The following is a 16,538-nucleotide window of genomic DNA, read 5'->3' as shown; positions in this document are numbered from 1 at the left end:
CGAAGGGGGTGAGCGGGTCGCCCTCGGACTCGAAGAAGCCGAGCAGGGCGTATCCGCCCGGGGCCAGGACGCGGCGGAACTCGGCGAGGTAGGCGGGCAGTTGCCCGGGTGGGGTGTGGATGAGGGAGTACCAGGACACCACGCCGCCCAGCGTCGCGTCGGCTGTCGTCAGGGCGTCCATGGTGCCGACTTCGAAGCGCAGAGCCGGGTACGTGCGGCGGGCGATGTCGATGAGGGCGGGCGACAGGTCGATGCCGAAGGCGTCCAGGCCGCAGGTGTGCAGGGCGGCGGTCAGGTAGCCGGGGCCGCAGCCCAGGTCGGCCACCGGGGCGCACCCGGCGGCGCGCACGAGGTCGGCGAAGGCGGTGACGAACGAGCGGTCCAGCGGCAGGTGGGCCAGGCCGTCCTTGACGAGGTCGGCGTAGCGCACGGCCACGGCGTCGTAGGCGTCGGCGGTGGCGGCCAGGTAGGACGGGGACGCCGGGGGCAGTGGGGACACCGGGGACGCCGGGGGCAGTGGGGACGCCGGGGATGACGGGGATGGCGGGGACGCCGGGGACGCCGGCGACGACGGCGGCGACGGCGACGACGCCGGGGATGACGGGGGCAGCGGGGATGGCGAGGGTTCGGGCACGGGGCACGACCCTAGAGCACGACCGCCAACCGGGCAGCGGCGGTCCCTGGCTCGGCGGGCCCGATCCACGCCATGCTGGGCGACATGATCGACCGTGAGGCCCTCGCCGACTTCCTCAGCCGCTCCCGCGCCCGCCTGACACCCGCCGACGTCGGCCTGGCCCCCGGGGCCAGACGCCGCACCCCCGGGCTGCGCCGGGAGGAGGTGGCGCAGCTGGCGGGGCTGTCGGTGGACTACTACGCGCGGCTGGAGCAGCGGCGCGGCCCGCAGCCCTCGCCGCAGTTGCTGGCGGCGCTGGCGCGGGCGCTGCGGCTGAGCGGGGACGAGCGGGACCATCTGTTCCACCTGGCCGGGCACGAGCCGCCGCGCCGGTACGGCCCGCTCGCCCATGTGCGCCCCGGCCTGCTGCTGGTCCTGGACCGTCTGCACGACACGCCCGCGCAGGTGGTCTCCGATCTGGGCGACGTGCTGGCGCAGAACGCGATGGCCGCCGCCGTGTTCGGGGACGTCAGCGCGCGGCCGCCCGCGCGGCGCAATCTGCTGCTGAGCTGGTTCACCGACCCGGCGAGCCGTGCGCTGTTCCCGCCGCAGGACCATGAGGCGCTGGCCCGCGCTCACGTGGCGGGCCTGCGCGCCGCCCACGCGGCCCGTCCCGGGGACCGGCGCGCCGCCGAGCTGCTGGCCGAACTCCTGGCCACGGGGGAGGAGTTCGCCGCCTGCTGGGAGCGTCACGAGGTGGCGCTGCGGCGTAGCGGCCGCAAGCGTGTGCTGCACCCGGTGGTGGGGGAGCTGGAGTTGGAGTGCGAGGTGCTGGCCGCGGGCGGGCAGGACCAGCTGCTGCTGGTGCACACCGCCGCCGCGGGCAGCGAGGCCGCCTCCCGCCTGGAGCTGCTGCGGGTGGTCGGCGCCTCGGTGTGACGCCCCCCGGTGTGACGGCCTCGGTGTGACGCCCCCCGGGTGTGACGCCCCCGGTGTGATGGCCTCGGTGTGAGGCGGCGGCTGCGGCGTGTCAGGACCCGCTGCCCGTAGGCTGGGCGGGCCGCGGGCGGCACACAACGCCACCAAAGCGACGAAGCGACGAAGCGACGAAGCGACACACCGACGAAGCGGCACACCGGCACACCGACGGATCGACAAGAAACGGGCAGGCAGGGGCATGCAGTTCGACGACCAGGGCGACCTGGACACCTCGCAGGTGGACGACCGGCGCGGCATCCCGGGCGGGAAGGCCGCCATCGGGGGCGGGGCGGTGGGCCTGGTCGCGGTGCTGCTCGCGGTCGTCCTCGGGGTCGACCCCCAGCTGCTGGGCCTGTCCTTGGGCGGCGGCTCGTCCGCCTCCTCCGGGGCGCGTACCGACGGCCAGGTGCAGCAGTCCTGCAAGAAGGGCGCGGACGCCAACAAGCGCCAGGACTGCCGGATCACGGCGGTCACCAACAGCCTGCAGGAGTTCTGGAGCGCCGAGCTGGCACGCCGTACCAAGACGGCGTACAAGCCCGCCCAGACGGTGCTGTTCACCGACCGGGTCTCCACCGCCTGCGGCCCGGCGACCTCGGCGGTGGGCCCGTTCTACTGCCCCGGCGACCAGAAGGCCTACTTCGACCTCGGCTTCTTCGACGAGCTGTCCACCCGATTCGGCGCCAAGGGCGGCCCGTTCGCCGAGTCCTACGTCGTCGCCCACGAGTACGGCCACCACCTGCAGACCCTGCTCGGCACGATGCAGAAGGTCGGCAACGACCGCCAGGGCGCCAACAGCGCCTCGGTGCGCCTGGAGCTGCAGGCCGACTGCTACGCCGGGGTGTGGGCCCACCACGCCACCACCACCTCGCAGGCCTCCACCGGCCGTCCGCTGATCGCCGCGCTGACCGACCAGGACATCGCCCAGGGCCTGGACGCGGCCGCGGCCGTCGGCGACGACCGGATCCAGAAGCAGGCCACCGGGAAGATCAACCCGGAAGCCTGGACGCACGGCTCCTCCGACCAGCGCAAGGCCTGGTTCACCACCGGCTACCGCGGCGGAGACCTGGCCCAGTGCGACACCTTCTCCGGGAAGATCTAGCCGCTGCGTCCGACCGAACCCCCCCCACCGCTTGACCCACTCCTCGCCCGCGAACGCTTCCTGACGGCCGTCGACGAGGCCGGCACCAGGAACCCGGTGCCGCTCGCCGGCGATGTGCATGTGGCCTACGCCCTGGACGTCCAGCGGGACTTCGACGGCCCGGCCTCGCGTACGGTGGGCGTGGAGATCGTCGGCACCTCGATCAGCGGCGACGGCGACGGCGAGGACAAGCCCTCCAACCGGGCGACGCTGACGGCCGCCGACCCGCACATGCGGTGCTACGACGGCCGCCGCGGCTACACCACGCTGACCATGGACCGCCGGCACGCCCTCGCCGCGTGCCGCGCCCGCGCCGCCCGAGCGAGCGGCCCGTGAGCGCGGGAAGTCGGACCCGCCGACTTCCCGCGCGCGCGGGGCCCAGCCGGTTCGCTCCGCTGCCGCTCGCAGGCCTGCGAGCGGCACCGGAGGCGTGGGGGAGGCGTGGGGGGCGTCTTCGTGGTGGTGCCGGAGCTCGCCGGAGCTGTGACGGTGGGGGCCTCTCGGCTGGTCGGGAAGCCCGATCCGGTCCGGGTGGCGAGACCACGCCCCGCCCGGAGGCGGCCGGATTCCCGCGCGGCTTGGCCGCCTGCCCTCAGCGCACCAGGAGTTCGATGGCGGCCTTCAGGCGTTCGAGGTAGAACTCCCGCGATGCGCCCTGATGCTTGAGGCCGATCGATACGCTGATCATCGTCTGTGCGACGGGGGTGGCCGTCTCGTGTCCTGACTCGACGGCGATCGCGCCGGTGATCAGTTCCTCGAAACGCCGCGGAGCGGTCTGTGCGATCTCCCCGAGGAGGTCGGGGTTGTCCTCGACGACCACCGCGACGTCTTGCGTCAGCGGGCCGACGTAGCGGCCCGCCCACCGGTCGAAGGCTTCGAGGAGGCGCTGCGCAAGAGGGCGGCCGGCATCGGCCAGGACGTGTTCGACCGCTGCGATGTCGCGCTCCAAGGCCTGGGTGACCGCGGCACGGAACAGGGCCTCCTTCGAGGAGAAGAGGAAGTAGAGCCCGGGGCGGGAGATGTGCGCCGCCCGCGCGACCTCCTCCATCGAGGTCTTCCGGTAGCCGAATCGCGCGAACGTGGCCAGGGCGGAGTCCAGGACCGTGGTGCGACGGTCGGTGGCGGTGGTCGGCGACGACGGGGGGCCGGCCTCGGGGCTGCTCATGGGGCGAGCCTAGAAGCGGGAAACGAACTATACAAGTTCAGTCCAGTGTGTATAGCCTCGTTGTCATGACGGCTCGCGAACCCCTCGTCACGTCCTTCACCGCCTCCAGCACGGCGGACGAGGTGGTGCGGGGCGTCGACCTCACCGGCGTCCGTGCGATCGTGACGGGAGCCTCCTCCGGGATCGGGATCGAGACGGCTCGCGCGTTGACCGCGGCCGGGGCGCAGGTGACGCTCGCCGTGCGGAACACGGCCGCGGGTGAGGTGGTCGCTGGAGCGATCGGGGGCTCGACCGGGGGGATCCGCCCCCGGGTCGCCTGGCTGGACCTCGCCGATGGGGCCGCCGTCACGTCGTTCGTCGACGCGTGGAGCGGCCCGCTTCACCTGTTGGTCAACAACGCGGGCGTGGTCACCGGCGGTCTCGAACGGACCCGTGAGGGCTGGGAGTTGCAGTTCGCGACCAACCATCTGGGGCACCTCGCGCTCGCCATCGGCCTGCACGGCGCCCTGGCCCTCGGGGCGTGCGAGCGCGACGGGGCGCGGATCGTCTCGGTCAGTTCGACGGCGCACATGCGTTCCGGCATCGACTTCGACGACCTCCACTTCGAGCGGCGCACCTACGACCCGCAGATCGCCTACGCCCAGTCGAAGACGGCGAACTCCCTGTTCGCCGTCGAGGCGACCCGCCGGTGGGCGTGCGAGGGCATCGTGGCCAATGCGGTGAACCCCGGTGGTGTCGCGACGGGTCTGCAGCGCAACTTCACCGCGCAGCAGAAGCGGTCACTCGATGCGGCGGAGGCCGCCGGAGTGTTCAGGTACAAGACGGTCCAGCAGGGAGCCGCCACCACCTTGGTCGCGGCCGTCGCCCCGCAGTTCGCCCATTGCGGGGGCCACTACCTCGACGACTCGCAGGAGGCCTACACCGTGCCGAACGACGCCGACCTCGCGCAACACCCGCACGGTGTCAAGGAGTGGGCGCTGGATCCCGCTGCCGCCGAGCGCCTGTGGGCGGTCTCGACCGGCCTGCTCCGCGCCTGACCGCTCGACGCCACGACACCGTTGCTTTGAACTGATCGGCAGTGAATCCCGGTGAGCCGCACGCCCCGAACGGTCCTGGGCGCACCGGTGCCCGGCGTACTCAAGCCCGCTGGGCGACACGCCCCCGGTGACGGCTACCGCGCTCCGGCGCAGGTGGCGGGGCGGGTGCCCGGTCCCGGGGCCCGTCAACGCCGCCGCCCTGCCGCCTCGTTGGAGCGGGGTGGCGGGGTGGCGGGGTGGCGGGGCGGCGGGGGAGTGGCTACCGGTGGCCGGTGCCGGTGCGGGTGCGGCGGGTGAGGGAGTCGAGGACGACGGCGGCGAGCAGGACGGCGCCGGTGATCATGTACTGGATGGCCTGGGCGGCGTGGACCATGTCCAGGCCGGTGGTGATGGACTGGATGACCAGGATGCCCAGCAGTGCGGACCAGGCGTTGCCGCGGCCGCCGAAGAGGCTGGTGCCGCCGATGACGGCGGCGGCGATGGCCATCATCAGGACGTTGCCGCTGCCCAGTTGTTTGTCCGCGGAGCCCTGCTGGGAGGCGTAGAAGAGGCCGCCGAGGCCGGCCAGCAGGGCGGCGAGCAGGAACACCGACACCCGGACGCGGGCGACGTTGACGCCGGCGCGCCGGGCGGCCTCGACGCTGCCGCCCACGGCGAAGACCTGCCGGCCGTAGCGGGTGCGGCGCAGTACGAAGTCGGTGGCGACGACGGCGGCGAGCAGGACGACCAGGGACAGCGGCAGGCCGCGGTCCTGGTTGAGGGCGTAGGCGGCGGCCAGGGCGGGGACCGCGAGGGCGCCGGTGCGCAGGGCGGTGTCGGCGAGGGGGCGGGCGGCCAGGCCGGCGGCGGTGCGGCGGCGGGCGGTGGCCAGGTGGGTGAGGAGGTAGAGGGCGGGGGCGAGGATCGCCAGTGTCCAGGCGTAGGCGATGTCGCCGTCGCCGAGGAAGGTGGAGTCCAGGCTCGCGACGATGCCCTGGTGGCGGTTGTTGACGGTGCCCGCGTCGCCGAGGACCCATTCCTGCAGGCCGCTCCAGGCGAGCATCCCGGCGAGGGTGACGACGAAGGCGGGCACGCCGACGCGGGCGAACAGCAGGCCGTGCAGCAGTCCCATCACGCAGGCCGCGCCGAGGGCGGCGGCGATGGCCAGCCATTCGGGCCAGCCCTGGCGCACCGCCAGGACGGCGGCGATCGCGGAGCTCGCGCCGGCGACCGAGCCGAGGGAGAGGTCGATCTCGCCGAGGATGAGGACGAAGACGACGCCCACCGCGATCAGTCCGGGCCCGGCGATGAAGCGGGTGATGTTGGTGAGGTTGTCGGCCTGGAGGAAGTGGTGGGTGACGCACTGGAAGACGATGGCGATGACGACGAGTGCGACGACCACGGGCAGTGCGCCCAGTTCGCCGGAGGCCAGGCGGCGCCGGGCGGCTTCGGCGCGGCCGGCCCAGGTGGGGGCGCTCACGTGCAGGCGGGGGTCGGTGGCGGGGGTGGTCATGCGGCGTCCTCCTCCTCGGTGCGGCGGGCCCGGCGGCGGGCGTGGGCGTTGTCGTCGGCGCCGGTGATGGCGGCGACGATCTGTTCCTGGGTGGTGCCGGTGACGGGGAACAGGCCGTTGTTGCGGCCCAGGCGCAGCACGGCGACGGTGTCGGCCACGGCCCGTACGTCGGCCATGTTGTGGCTGACCAGGATCATGCCGAGTCCGCGTTCGCGCAGCCGTTCCACCAGGTCCAGGACCTGGGCGCTCTGTTCGACGCCGAGGGCGGCGGTGGGTTCGTCCAGCAGGACGACGCAGGGCTCGCCGACCAGGGCGCGGGCGATGGCGACGACCTGGCGCTGGCCGCCGGACAGGGCGGCGACGGGGGCGCGCACGTCGGGGATGCGGATGGCGAGGGTGTCCAGCAGCTCGCGGGCGCGCTGTTCCATGGCGACCTCGTCGAGCAGGGTGCGGCGCAGTTTCTCGTGGCCGAGGAAGAGGTTGGCGATGACGTCGAGGTTGTCGCACAGGGCGAGGTCCTGGTAGACGGTGGCGATGCCCAGCGCGGTGGCGTCCTGGGGGCGGGTCAGGCGTACGGGCTCGCCGTGCCAGGTGATGGTGCCCTCGTCGACGGGGTGGACGCCGGCGATGGTCTTGACGAGGGTGGACTTGCCGGCGCCGTTGTCGCCGACGAGGGCGAGGACCTCGCCCGGGTGGACGGCGAGGTCGACGTCGGTGAGGGCCTGGACGGCGCCGAAGCGTTTGGAGACCGAGCGCAGCTGGAGGACGGGTGCGCCTGTCACATGAACCACCATGGGTGTAGGGCTACTTGAGGCCGGCGGCGGTGCAGGCGGCGGCGTAGTCGGCGGTGCAGATGTCGGAGGCCTTGTAGAGGCCGTCGGCGATCACGGTGTCCTTGATGTTGGCCTTGGTGACGACCTTGGCGTCCAGGAGCTTGGCGGGGATGTTCTTGTCGGTGGCGCTGTCGACGGTGGTGGTGGCGACGGCCTTGACGTCCTTGCCCTGGAGCAGGTCGACGGCCAGTTCGGCGGCGGTCTCCGCGAGCGGCTTGTAGGCCTTGTAGATGGTGTAGGCCTGGTCGCCGCCCACGACGCGCTGGATCGCGTCCAGGCCGGCGTCCTGGCCGCCGACGGGGACCTTGATGCCGGAGCCCTGGAGCTGGGTGATGATGGCGCCGGCCATGCCGTCGTTGGCGGAGTAGACGCCCTGGAAGCCGTTCTTGCCGAGCTGGGTGATCGCGGCGCCGATCTTCTGCCCGGCGACGGTGGGGTTCCACTGCCCGGACTGCTCGTAGACGACCTTCTTGACCTTGCCGTCGAGGACCTTGTGGGCGCCGGTCTTGAACTGGGCGGCGTTGGGGTCGGCCTCGTCGCCGTTGATCATGACGATGTCGTCGCCGGAGGCCTGCGGGCCGAGCGCGTCCAGCAGGGCCTGGCCCTGGAGTTCGCCGACCTTCTCGTTGTCGAAGGACACGTAGGCGGCGACCGGGCCGGTGGCCAGGCGGTCGTAGGCGACGACCTTGACGCCCTTGGCGGCGGCCTCCCGCACCCAGTCCTGGGTGGACTTGGCGTCGAAGGCGTCCAGGACGATGACCTTCACGCCCTGGGCGAGCAGGGTGTCGAACTGCTGCTTCTGCTTGGCGGCGCTGCCCTCGGCGTTGTTGTAGAGCACCTTGCAACCCGCGCACAGGGCCTTGACCTTGGCCTCGATGAACGGCCGGTCGAAGGACTCGTAGCGCACGGAGGAGGCGTTCTCGGGCAGCAGCAGGCCGATGGAGGTGGTGTCGCCGGAGGCGGCGGAGTCCTTCTTGTCGCCGCCGGCCTTGCCGCAGGCGGCGGTCATGGAAAGGGCCAGCGCGAGGCCGGCGGCCGAGACGAGGGCGCGACGCAGTAGGGCGTTCATACGGGAGCCTCTCCCTGGGGACGCCGCGGTGGAGCGGCGGGTGGGGGGAGTTAAACCTGACCGCGTACATGGCGTCAAGAAGTAAAACCAGACTCCTGGGAATGTGCCACTACTCGTTATCTTCATGAACTCGCCCTGGCGCGGGGGGAGTTCGCACCCGCCTCGGCCGCCGCACCGCGGTAGCGGCCCGGGGTGGTGCCGAACTCGCGGGCGAAGGCGTGTGAGAGCGCGTACCCGCTGCCGTAGCCGACCTTGCGGGCGACCGTCCCAGCGGGTCCGCGCCCCGGCGCGGCGGGACCGCGGCCCTGCTCATCCGCCACCAGGTCGGGTGGGCCATCGGCGGGCGGCCCGCCGGCGCGGGCACGGCCAGCTCGGCGCCGGGGCGCCCGGCGGCCAGGGGCCGTGTGTGCGGGGGCTGTGGGGATGTCCTGTGGGGGCGCCCGCCCGTCCCCCGATGCGGGCGGGCACCCGGCTACAGGCGACGTCCCGTCAGGGACGGTCGAGGGTGATGGAGTTGATCGGCCCCAGGTCGTAGTAGACCCCGTTCTGGGCCGGGATGTCGTACACGCAGTTCCCGCCGCCGGAACTCTGGCACAGGTGGGCGTGGGCGCCGCCGGACTGGTTGTTGAGCACCCAGTGGTTGCCGTACTGGCCGCTCAGGTTGTGGGCGCCGTAGCTCCAGTACACGGCGCTGGGGGAGGAGGCGGGGTTCTGGTCCTGCGGGTAGACGCACACGGCGCCGTACGGGCAGCCCGCCCAGGAGCCGTCGGCGGCGCCGGCACTGCCGGTGCCCACGGTGGTCAGCGCGGCGGCCGCCACCCCGAGGGCGGCCAGAGCACGGGTGATCCTGCGCATGGGTGGTTCTCCCTTGCTGATTGCGGCGGCCCGGCCAGGGGGTCGGGCCCGGTGCTCGCCAGCCTAGGAAGGCGGGCGCCGCCACGGTCCCTGACATCCGACAGGGGCGCGCCGCCGCGCCCCGGGCGCCGGTGCCTGGTATCGACCCGCGCCGGTGCTGACGCAATGTCACAGTCCCGTCCGCGTCGTGTCCGGACGATTGTGACGCTGTGCATGCCACCGTAAGCGGCCGGACGGCCGTCCTGTGGTGTGTCCACAGCAGTCAGCACGCACCGCCACCGGGGAGTCGCCATGTCCGTCCGCCACCGCCGCCCGCTGCTCGCCTCCGTCGTCCTCGTCGCCGGCGCGGGGCTCGCGTTGACCGCCTGCGGGCCCGACAACACCGACTCCGCCGCCCCGGCGGCCTCCGCGCCCGCCACGGCGCCCGCTACGCCGGGCGCCGGCGCACCGGCGAGCGGCGCACCGGCGGCCAAGTCGCCCTCGCACCCCGCCCCGCACACCTCCTCCGGCGCGGGCGGCGACTCCGCGGCCGCCCGCCCGTGCGACATCCAGAACCTGTCGATCACCGCGTCGGCCCGCGCCGGGGCGACCGACCAGTGGGTGATCGAGGTGCACAACACCGGCACCGGGGCCTGCAGCCTGAGCTCCTCCCCGGGCGTGGATCTGGGCGACTCCGCCGCGCGGGACCAGAGCAACAACATCAAGCCGGTGCTGGCCAGCGGCACGGCGCGTTTCACCGTCCAGGCCGGCCAGAAGGCCTACGCGGTGATCGACCTCGACCCGAACGGCGCCACCACCGGCACCGCCCAGGGCGTCAACGAACTCAACGTGCTGGTCGACCAGGACGGCACCAACATGCCCCTGGCGAACACCCACAACTTCCCGCTCGCCGGCGGGGTACGGGTCCTGAACCCCCGGATGGGCCTGTACCGCGCCAGCGTCGCGGAGGCGGTCGCCTCCATGACGACCGCCGGTAAGTGAACCCCGGGTGCTGAAGGGCCGGCCGGCCCCGCGGAGGGTGCGGCCGGCCGGATGCGCCAGCCGCCGGCTACAGCCGGCTACAGCCGGTACCGCTCGGCGAGTCGGCCGTAGCCGCCCGCCGTCCACACCGCCTGTCGCAACTCCGCCAGGCCCGGCGCCCCGGTGCCCCGGCCGGCGGTGGCCGGGAAGTGCGCGGTGCCGCAACGGGCGCGGTGCTTGGTCACCCAGTGTGGCGGCGAGAGTCCGGGCTTCAGGGCCACGGCCGCGTCGCGCGCCATGGCGCCCTGGAGGAAGCTGAAGACCGCCCGTGCTGCCTGGCCACCCCCGTCCCGTACCTGCTGCTGCCCGGCGCGGTGTTGGACAAGCTGCGGCCGCCGCGGGACGGCGGCACCGGCCGCAGGGCGGCGGCGCTCCTGCGGTTCCCGGGGAGCGGGCCCGCAGGCGGCGTAGGCGCGCAGGAACACCTCCACGGCGCCGTCGGCGACGGCCCCGGGGGCGGCGTCGGGACGGTAGTCGAGCGGTCCGGTGAGCAGGGCGAGCAGGTGGGTGGCGGCGAGGTCGGGGTCGCAGGGGCGCAGGTGCCGGGCCAGGGCGAGGCGGGCCGGCCGGTCGGCCAGGGCGGCGCGCACGCGCAGGGCGGTGCGTTCGCGCACCCCGGCGGCCAGGTCCGGGAAGTGGGCGGCCCGGGAGGCGGCCAACTGCCGTACGGCGCAGGCTCCTGGCAGGTCAGGGCGGCCAGCAGGCCGTGCGCGGCGGCGCTCAGGGCCGGGCGCGGGTCGGCGCCGCCGGCCGCTTCGCGCAGCCGGTCGAGGGCGGCCAGGGCGCGTACGGCGACGCGGTCGGCGGCGGCCTCGACGGCCTCGCGGTAGAGGCTCTCCTTGTCGTTCAGATGGTTGTAGACGGTCGGCTTGGCGACGCCCGCCTCCTGCGCGATCTCCTGCACGCACGTCTGGGCGTAGCCGCGCCGGGCGCGGGACGGGCGGGGCGGTCAACCGGTCAGCGGCAGGCGCCAGTTGTTGGAACGGATGTGGTGGCCCGGCGGGTACTCGAAGGCCACCTCGCCGACCAGCTCGAACCCCGCCCTGCGGCACACCGCGTTGGAGGCGTCGTGCCGCACCGAGGGGAAGGCGTGCAGCCACGGCAGCGCACCCTCGCGCCCGGCCCGCCGCGCACACAGCAGCAGCGCCTGCACCGCCAGGCCCCGGCCCTGGTACTCGGGCAGCACGGCGTACCCCGTCTCGTAGACGTCCCGCCCCTGCCAGGCGTGCGGCCAGTACCCGACCGACCCGGCGATCTCGCCGTCGAGCATCAGCAGGAACATCTGCCCGTCGGCCATCGCGAGGTAGCGCTCGTGGCGGCGCCGCACCTGCTCGGGGCTCTCCACCCCGCCCAGGTGCTCCGTCAGTTCGGGCGTGTTCTGCCGGTGCAGCAGGTCCAGGCCCGGCTCGGACCACGGCGCGAGGGCGAGGGAGGTCGTCATGCCCGCACGCTAGCGCGGGGCTGTGACATCGCCGAAGAACCCGGGCACCCGCTCGACGGCGAAGGCGATCGCCGCGGCGGTGCCGGCCCGCATGATCGTCGGACCGTTCCACCGCTGCCTGACGGTGCAGGGGCCGCCGCCTTCGCAGGAGGCCGCCGGCGAGATGAACACGGGCGTGTCGAAGGGGACGTCCGGTGCGGCGGCGAAGCTCAGCGCCCAATGGCCGGTGTAGGGGCAGAGGGCGCGCAGCACCGGCTGCGCGTACGCGGCCTCGACCAGCGCCCGGAACTCGGGCCGGCCGGCGTCGCGGGCCTCCTTGCGCATCCACTGCCACTGCGAGGCGATGACGTCGGCGCCGTTGCCGTCCGGGACTTCGAGGCGCCCGGTCAGCACGTCGAAGTCCGCGGCCCGGCCCGGTCTCCTCCAGGCAGGCCCCGCGCACCCAGGCCTCGGCCACCGGCGGCACCTGGCGCAGGTCGCCCGTGCTCCCCGAGAGCAGCACCCCGTTGTTCGCCGAGGCCATGACGGACCACCGCCGTTCGCAGCGCCGCCTCGACACGATCACCGGCTGCCGGTGCGCGAGCGCGCTGGGCCACGAGGCGTGCCGCGGCGGATCCGAAGCCGGGGGCTCCACGTCGAGCACCAGGCCCTGCGCGGCCGCCAGGGCCCGCAACGCCGCGGCGAGACTCCCGTGCGCGGCCGCGTCGGGACGGGGGGAGGGGCGCCGGGTCACCGGTCGCGCCCGTAGTGGATCTGCCGGGTGTAGGGATTGAGGGTCTGGCCGGGGCGGGAGTTGTAGGTCAGGACGGCGCTGACGCGGGCGGTGTCGCCCACGACGGGGGTGACGCGGTGCATGGAGATGCTGCCGGCGTGGACGGCGAGGGTCCCGGCGGCCGTGGGCACCTCGGTGACCGGGACGCCGCGGTCGCCCGTGACGATGCGGCGCAGCAGGTCGGGGCTGTGGCGGACCTGGGTGCGTGAGCGGACGGCGTATTGGAGTGTGCCGCCGCCGGTGGGGGCCTGGGCGTGGAGCAGGACGGTGTACTCGCAGATGTCGAAGTGCCAGTCCTGCAGGTCGCCTTCGTGCTGGATCTGGACGGCGACGGCGCCGGCGGGGTCGGCGCAGCGGTGGACGGGCAGGCCCACGACGGCCGCGACGAAGGCCCGCAGGGGCTCCCACGCGTACAGGGTGTGCAGGGGCGAGTCGGGCCTGATCCGGTCGTAGGGCAGGGTGGTCTTGGTGTAGGTGGTGCCGGTGTGGCCCTGGGCGCCGTCCTCGGTCTTCAGGAAGACGTCACTGGTCCCGTCGAAGCGGACCCCGCGGCCCTCGTCGGCCAGGCACTGCGACGCCACCACGCGTGCGGCGTCGGGGTGCAGGAAGCCGGGCAGGGCGACGAAGCCGGTGTGCTCGAACGCCTTGCGCGCCCGGTCGAGCAGCTCGCGCCCGCGCTCGCCGTCCAGAGCGTGCAGCGGGTACCGTTCCAGGTCCGCCAGTGCCGCGATCCCGCTCTCCATCCGGCCCTCCCCAAGTCGGTCATGTCCCTGCCCTGAGGTTCGGCACCGGCACACGCGCCGAAACGGGCTTTTTCGGCCGTGGCACGGCCGTGTCACGGCGAGTAGGAGCGGTTCGGGGTTGGGGGGCCGGGTCCGTTGAGGCCGGAGGGGCCGTCGTCCAGCGGCGAGGCCGGGACCCGGTGGGTGGTGTCGAGGAGGCCGGTGACCCGGTGGCGGCCGGTGTGGCGCCCAGGGGCGGCGGCCCGGCGGCCGGGTGGGTGATCCGGCTCCGGGCCTCGCCGAAGGTGACGGTGTACCAGCGGTTCCCGGCGCTGAGCGAGGAGACGGTCGCCGTCACGGTCGAGCCGACCGGGTGGCGGGCCTTGACCCGCTGCCACTGCTCGTCGGGCAGGCCCCAGTGCCCGGCGCGCGGGTGGCGGACGGCGGCGTCCAGCGGCCAGAGCCTGACCTGCGGCGTCCCCTCGGCGCGGCGGAGGTCGTGCCGCAGGACCTCGAAGTCCGTGTCCGTGCCGGCCGGCGGCCACTGGTCGCGGGCGCGCAGGTGCTCGGCGTCGACGAAGCCGCGGGCTCCGGGGCCCGGGCTGTGCGGGGCGAGGTCGACGAACACGCCGATGCCCGGGCCCGGGTGGGGCCGGACACGGCCGCGCGGACCCGGCCGCCGAGGGGCAAGCGCCGCAACAGCGTGTCGATGTCCGTGGGGCGGGCCATCCCTCCACTGTGCCACCGGCGGGGCCCCGGGTGGAGCGGGAAGTCGGCGGGGACGACTTCCCGCTCCGGTCGGCGGGACTCCGGTCAGCCGCAGGGCAGTTCGAGGTTGCAGGTGCGGTAGCCGGAGTCGATCCGGGTGTCGGTCCCATACGGGCCGCTCAGCACGTAGCGGACGCGGCGCAACCGGGCGAGCGCCAACTCCCGTTTCCCGGGCGGCGATCGCTCGCGCACAACCGTGCCAGGTGCCCGGGCCGGGGAGGAGGGGGACGGCGGAGGCCACCCGTGTGGGTGACCGGCGGTGCGCCATCGTGCGGGGGCGGGTTTGCGGAGCAGGAAGTCGGCCGGTCCGACTTCCTGCTCCGGTACGACGGCGGCAGCCGCGTCCGCGGGCCCGGGCGCACCCCGGCACGGGCGCCGCGGTGCGCCCGGGTTCGGCCTGATCCCGCCACCCGGGGCCTGTGAGAACCGCCTTGACCTCAAGGCGACTTGAGGTTCTACGGTGATCGCGTCCGGTGGTCGAACGGAAGGGGCGCGTCAGCGTGACGCCGGCCCCCGGACCGGCGCAGCCGACGCGGGATGGTCCGGCGCGTCGAGGCCGCCGGCGGCGGGGCCGTCACCCCGCCGGCGGCGGCGACCGGGTCCGCCCGCCCGCGCAGGAAATCGACGGGGCTGACTTCCTGTGCGGGCGGGCGGGCCTACCCCGAAGCCCCGATAGACCCCAACGGGCCCCACGGCCGGGCGGGTTCAGCGCCACCCGGCGACCGGGGCTGGTGGCCCGGTGTGGGCGGACTACTCGTTGCCGAACGGGCGGAACGTCAGGTGCCACAGCTCCTGGGGCTCCTGTAGGGGTCACCAGCCGAGGGCGGGCTCGAACGTGACTGCGCCCATTCCTGGCGCGGGACGTTGTCGACCCGGAGCTTGTCCTCAGGGTGCGGGAGTCGCGGCGGGGGAGTGGACGGATTTCGACGTTATCGAACATCTGCGCGCATCTTGATCTACTGTCAGGACCGAACCATCGAACGTTGGAGGACCACCATGCTCAAGCGCATCGTCGTCGGTACGGCAGCCGCCGCCCTGCTCGCCCTCGGCAGCGGCCCGGCCTTCGCGGACACCTCCTGGGGCGACCTCGCCCCCCAGGGCACCGTGGCCGCCGCCCACGCCGGGTTGACGACGCCCGCCAACACCTCCTGGGGCGACGTCGCACCCGTCGGCAAGTAACGCCCCCCGGGGCCGAAGACAGGTCCGGAGCCCTCCCGCACCCGCGAGGTGCGGGAGGGCTCCGCCCGTACGGGCGGCGCACCGCGCCGCAGCGCCTGCCCGGCGCCCCGGGGTGCTCCCCCGTGCGCTCTGGCGGGCGCGCCGGTGACCGACCACGCTGAGCGCGGCCCGCCCCCACCGCGATCCGGCGGGCCTGGTGAGAGCCGTCGAGCCGTCGAGCCGCCGGGAGTGCGGAAGGCGTATGCCCGCTCGCCCCCTATCATGGGCGCGCTTCGCGCGTGATCACCGAAGAACCAGGGGGACTGTTGATGACCGGAACTGTCGTCGTGCATGCCGAGCCGCCGCTGATCGCCCTGAGGAAGGGCTGGTACTGGGTGGTGATCGACGGGGTGCGGGTCGGCGGGGTCAAGCAGGGCGGCACCGCCCGCTTCCCGGTGCCCGCCGGGACCCACACCGTCCGGATCAGCGCCTGGGACCGCACCCGCTCCAACGCGGTGACCGTGGAGGTCGGCGAGGACCGGGAGTTCCTGGTCACGGGCCGGGGCACCGGATCCCGATGGGTCCTCCTGGTGCCGTCTCTGGCCCACTACGCGATGATTCCCTGGTACTGCATCGCCGCGGTCATGTTGCCGATGTACGCGGCCCTCTGGGCGGTCCCCGGCCTGATGTTCCGCGTGCGGGCCGTGGGCGACTCCGCGCTCCCGTCGGCCGAGCCCGCCCGGCCCGCCGAACCCGCCGATCCCGCCGGCAAGGAGCACGGCGGCAACGGCCTGTGGTGGGAGTCGGACCCGGCGCTGGCCAAGCGCTTCCGCAAGAACACCGCCTCGTGAACGAGACCGACGTCCTCGACGTCCTGGACCTGCTGACGGACGCGGGCGTGAGCGCCTGGGTGGACGGCGGCTGGGGCGTGGACGCCCTGGTGGGGCAGGCCACCCGGCCCCACGACGACCTCGACCTGGTCCTCCCGGGCCACCAACTCGACGTGGCCCGGCGGGCGTTGGCGGCCGCCGGGTTCACCACCGTCCTGCGGGACCTGCTGCCCGCCGCCCTGGCCCTGGCCGACGGCGCCGGCCGCGCGGTCGACCTCCACCCGGTGACCGGCTCCGCCCACGGCGGCGGCCACCAACTCCTCCCGGACGGCCAGCGGTTCTGCTACCCCGCCCCGGTGACCGGCACCATCGGCGGCCGCACCGTCCCGTGCGTCGACGCCGCCACCCAGGTGCGCTGCCACCTCGGCTACGCGCTGCGCGACAAGGACCGCCACGACATGGCGCAGCTGCACGCCCGCACGGGGGTCGCGCTGCCCGCCGAGTACCGGGCACCGTTCCTTAGTCAGTGAGCAGGAGTGAGTCTTGGACCCGAACCTGGTCATCTGGCGCATTCCGAACGGTTTTGGATGCGCTGGTCGCCCGCGTTCTCTCCGCGTGCGGCGACACGGATCGTGTCCGTGGTCCGG

The 16,538-nt window shown here is 74.0% G+C and carries 21 protein-coding genes; 8 read left to right on the top strand and 13 right to left on the bottom strand.

What is annotated here, in order from left to right:
* Positions 1-499 (bottom strand): class I SAM-dependent methyltransferase (locus tag ACIG5E_RS37960; RefSeq protein WP_396541631.1); only part of this gene is annotated, 499 nt, incomplete at its 3' end.
* Between the two features lie 222 nt (positions 500-721).
* On the opposite strand from ACIG5E_RS37960, the gene ACIG5E_RS37955 reads away from it, so the two are divergent.
* From ACIG5E_RS37955 to ACIG5E_RS37945, 3 genes are all read left to right on the top strand, one after another.
* Positions 722-1,552: a helix-turn-helix transcriptional regulator gene (locus tag ACIG5E_RS37955; RefSeq protein WP_396541635.1), complete on the top strand. Its 831-nt coding sequence runs from the start codon at positions 722-724 to the stop codon at positions 1,550-1,552.
* A gap of 238 nt (positions 1,553-1,790) precedes the next feature.
* Positions 1,791-2,690 (top strand): neutral zinc metallopeptidase, encoded by a 900-nt coding sequence (locus ACIG5E_RS37950; RefSeq protein ID WP_396541629.1) that lies wholly within the window; start codon positions 1,791-1,793, stop codon positions 2,688-2,690.
* Between the two features lie 3 nt (positions 2,691-2,693).
* Positions 2,694-3,065, top strand: coding sequence for an alkaline phosphatase D family protein (locus ACIG5E_RS37945; RefSeq protein WP_396541633.1), 372 nt, complete (start codon positions 2,694-2,696; stop codon positions 3,063-3,065).
* A gap of 256 nt (positions 3,066-3,321) precedes the next feature.
* Here the strand turns inward: ACIG5E_RS37945 and ACIG5E_RS37940 are convergent, their stop codons facing one another.
* Entirely contained in the window at positions 3,322-3,894 is a 573-nt protein-coding gene (locus ACIG5E_RS37940) for a TetR/AcrR family transcriptional regulator (protein WP_396541627.1), read from the bottom strand.
* 65 nt (positions 3,895-3,959) lie between these two features.
* Here ACIG5E_RS37940 and ACIG5E_RS37935 point away from each other — a divergent pair, with 65 nt between their 5' ends.
* Positions 3,960-4,931, top strand: coding sequence for an SDR family NAD(P)-dependent oxidoreductase (locus tag ACIG5E_RS37935; protein WP_396541625.1), 972 nt, complete (start codon positions 3,960-3,962; stop codon positions 4,929-4,931).
* A gap of 259 nt (positions 4,932-5,190) precedes the next feature.
* On the opposite strand, the gene ACIG5E_RS37930 is transcribed toward ACIG5E_RS37935, so the two are convergent.
* The 5 genes from ACIG5E_RS37930 to ACIG5E_RS37910 form a co-directional block, all read right to left on the bottom strand.
* Positions 5,191-6,423 carry a sugar ABC transporter permease gene (locus tag ACIG5E_RS37930; RefSeq protein WP_396541623.1) on the bottom strand — a complete coding sequence of 411 codons (1,233 nt, stop codon included), beginning with the start codon at positions 6,421-6,423 and terminating at the stop codon, positions 5,191-5,193.
* Entirely contained in the window at positions 6,420-7,205 is a 786-nt protein-coding gene (locus ACIG5E_RS37925) for an ATP-binding cassette domain-containing protein (RefSeq protein WP_396541621.1), read from the bottom strand. The genes ACIG5E_RS37930 and ACIG5E_RS37925 overlap by 4 nt, the downstream gene beginning before the upstream one ends.
* 22 nt (positions 7,206-7,227) lie before the next feature.
* On the bottom strand, positions 7,228-8,325 hold the full coding sequence (locus ACIG5E_RS37920; RefSeq protein ID WP_396541619.1) for a sugar ABC transporter substrate-binding protein: 1,098 nt from the start codon (positions 8,323-8,325) through the stop codon (positions 7,228-7,230).
* Positions 8,326-8,447: 122 nt separating this feature from the next.
* The gene (locus ACIG5E_RS37915) at positions 8,448-8,645 is read right to left on the bottom strand and encodes a hypothetical protein (RefSeq protein WP_396541617.1); all 198 of its coding nucleotides are present in this window, start codon (positions 8,643-8,645) and stop codon (positions 8,448-8,450) included.
* A 169-nt stretch (positions 8,646-8,814) separates the two neighbouring features.
* On the bottom strand, positions 8,815-9,180 hold the full coding sequence (locus ACIG5E_RS37910) for a hypothetical protein (protein ID WP_396541615.1): 366 nt from the start codon (positions 9,178-9,180) through the stop codon (positions 8,815-8,817).
* A gap of 291 nt (positions 9,181-9,471) precedes the next feature.
* Between ACIG5E_RS37910 and ACIG5E_RS37905 the strand changes: the two genes are divergently transcribed.
* The gene (locus tag ACIG5E_RS37905) at positions 9,472-10,161 is read left to right on the top strand and encodes a DUF4232 domain-containing protein (protein WP_396541613.1); all 690 of its coding nucleotides are present in this window, start codon (positions 9,472-9,474) and stop codon (positions 10,159-10,161) included.
* Between the two features lie 77 nt (positions 10,162-10,238).
* Here the strand turns inward: ACIG5E_RS37905 and ACIG5E_RS37900 are convergent, their stop codons facing one another.
* The 6 genes from ACIG5E_RS37900 to ACIG5E_RS37875 all read right to left on the bottom strand — a co-directional run bounded on the left by ACIG5E_RS37900 (position 10,239) and on the right by ACIG5E_RS37875 (position 14,095).
* Positions 10,239-10,859 carry a TetR/AcrR family transcriptional regulator C-terminal domain-containing protein gene (locus ACIG5E_RS37900; protein ID WP_396541611.1) on the bottom strand — a complete coding sequence of 207 codons (621 nt, stop codon included), beginning with the start codon at positions 10,857-10,859 and terminating at the stop codon, positions 10,239-10,241.
* Positions 10,860-11,149: 290 nt separating this feature from the next.
* On the bottom strand, positions 11,150-11,641 hold the full coding sequence (locus tag ACIG5E_RS37895; RefSeq protein ID WP_396541609.1) for a GNAT family N-acetyltransferase: 492 nt from the start codon (positions 11,639-11,641) through the stop codon (positions 11,150-11,152).
* Positions 11,642-11,650: 9 nt separating this feature from the next.
* Positions 11,651-12,034 carry a DUF6193 family natural product biosynthesis protein gene (locus ACIG5E_RS37890; RefSeq protein ID WP_396541607.1) on the bottom strand — a complete coding sequence of 128 codons (384 nt, stop codon included), beginning with the start codon at positions 12,032-12,034 and terminating at the stop codon, positions 11,651-11,653.
* A 336-nt stretch (positions 12,035-12,370) separates the two neighbouring features.
* Complete coding sequence (locus tag ACIG5E_RS37885) at positions 12,371-13,156, bottom strand: hypothetical protein (protein ID WP_396541605.1); 786 nt, start codon at positions 13,154-13,156, stop codon at positions 12,371-12,373.
* A gap of 19 nt (positions 13,157-13,175) precedes the next feature.
* Positions 13,176-13,763 (bottom strand): hypothetical protein, encoded by a 588-nt coding sequence (locus ACIG5E_RS37880; protein ID WP_396541603.1) that lies wholly within the window; start codon positions 13,761-13,763, stop codon positions 13,176-13,178.
* A gap of 185 nt (positions 13,764-13,948) precedes the next feature.
* Positions 13,949-14,095 carry a hypothetical protein gene (locus ACIG5E_RS37875; RefSeq protein ID WP_396541601.1) on the bottom strand — a complete coding sequence of 49 codons (147 nt, stop codon included), beginning with the start codon at positions 14,093-14,095 and terminating at the stop codon, positions 13,949-13,951.
* Positions 14,096-14,899: 804 nt separating this feature from the next.
* On the opposite strand from ACIG5E_RS37875, the gene ACIG5E_RS37870 reads away from it, so the two are divergent.
* The 3 genes from ACIG5E_RS37870 (at position 14,900) to ACIG5E_RS37860 (ending at position 16,421) form a co-directional block, all read left to right on the top strand.
* Positions 14,900-15,082 (top strand): hypothetical protein, encoded by a 183-nt coding sequence (locus ACIG5E_RS37870; RefSeq protein WP_396541599.1) that lies wholly within the window; start codon positions 14,900-14,902, stop codon positions 15,080-15,082.
* A gap of 308 nt (positions 15,083-15,390) precedes the next feature.
* Complete coding sequence (locus ACIG5E_RS37865) at positions 15,391-15,912, top strand: hypothetical protein (protein WP_396541597.1); 522 nt, start codon at positions 15,391-15,393, stop codon at positions 15,910-15,912.
* Complete coding sequence (locus ACIG5E_RS37860; protein ID WP_396541595.1) at positions 15,909-16,421, top strand: nucleotidyltransferase domain-containing protein; 513 nt, start codon at positions 15,909-15,911, stop codon at positions 16,419-16,421. Before ACIG5E_RS37865 ends, ACIG5E_RS37860 begins: the two co-directional genes overlap by 4 nt.
* The last annotated feature ends 117 nt before the right edge of the window (positions 16,422-16,538 follow it).

This window comes from Kitasatospora sp. NPDC053057, assembly GCF_044546945.1.
In the GTDB taxonomy this organism is placed as follows: Bacteria; Actinomycetota; Actinomycetes; order Streptomycetales; family Streptomycetaceae; genus Kitasatospora.
This window is presented reverse-complemented; position numbering and strand designations above follow the sequence as displayed.

Bases quoted from the DNA above. Each gene is read 5' to 3' on its own strand.
- ACIG5E_RS37950 (WP_396541629.1), top strand. From the start codon at position 1,791: ATGCAGTTCGACGACCAGGGCGACCTGGACACCTCGCAGGTGGACGAC.
- ACIG5E_RS37940 (WP_396541627.1), bottom strand. From the start codon at position 3,894: ATGAGCAGCCCCGAGGCCGGCCCCCCGTCGTCGCCGACCACCGCCACC.
- ACIG5E_RS37935 (WP_396541625.1), top strand. From the start codon at position 3,960: ATGACGGCTCGCGAACCCCTCGTCACGTCCTTCACCGCCTCCAGCACG.
- ACIG5E_RS37930 (WP_396541623.1), bottom strand. From the start codon at position 6,423: ATGACCACCCCCGCCACCGACCCCCGCCTGCACGTGAGCGCCCCCACC.
- ACIG5E_RS37920 (WP_396541619.1), bottom strand. From the start codon at position 8,325: ATGAACGCCCTACTGCGTCGCGCCCTCGTCTCGGCCGCCGGCCTCGCG.
- ACIG5E_RS37910 (WP_396541615.1), bottom strand. From the start codon at position 9,180: ATGCGCAGGATCACCCGTGCTCTGGCCGCCCTCGGGGTGGCGGCCGCC.
- ACIG5E_RS37905 (WP_396541613.1), top strand. From the start codon at position 9,472: ATGTCCGTCCGCCACCGCCGCCCGCTGCTCGCCTCCGTCGTCCTCGTC.
- ACIG5E_RS37895 (WP_396541609.1), bottom strand. From the start codon at position 11,641: ATGACGACCTCCCTCGCCCTCGCGCCGTGGTCCGAGCCGGGCCTGGAC.
- ACIG5E_RS37885 (WP_396541605.1), bottom strand. From the start codon at position 13,156: ATGGAGAGCGGGATCGCGGCACTGGCGGACCTGGAACGGTACCCGCTG.
- ACIG5E_RS37870 (WP_396541599.1), top strand. From the start codon at position 14,900: ATGCTCAAGCGCATCGTCGTCGGTACGGCAGCCGCCGCCCTGCTCGCC.
- ACIG5E_RS37865 (WP_396541597.1), top strand. From the start codon at position 15,391: ATGACCGGAACTGTCGTCGTGCATGCCGAGCCGCCGCTGATCGCCCTG.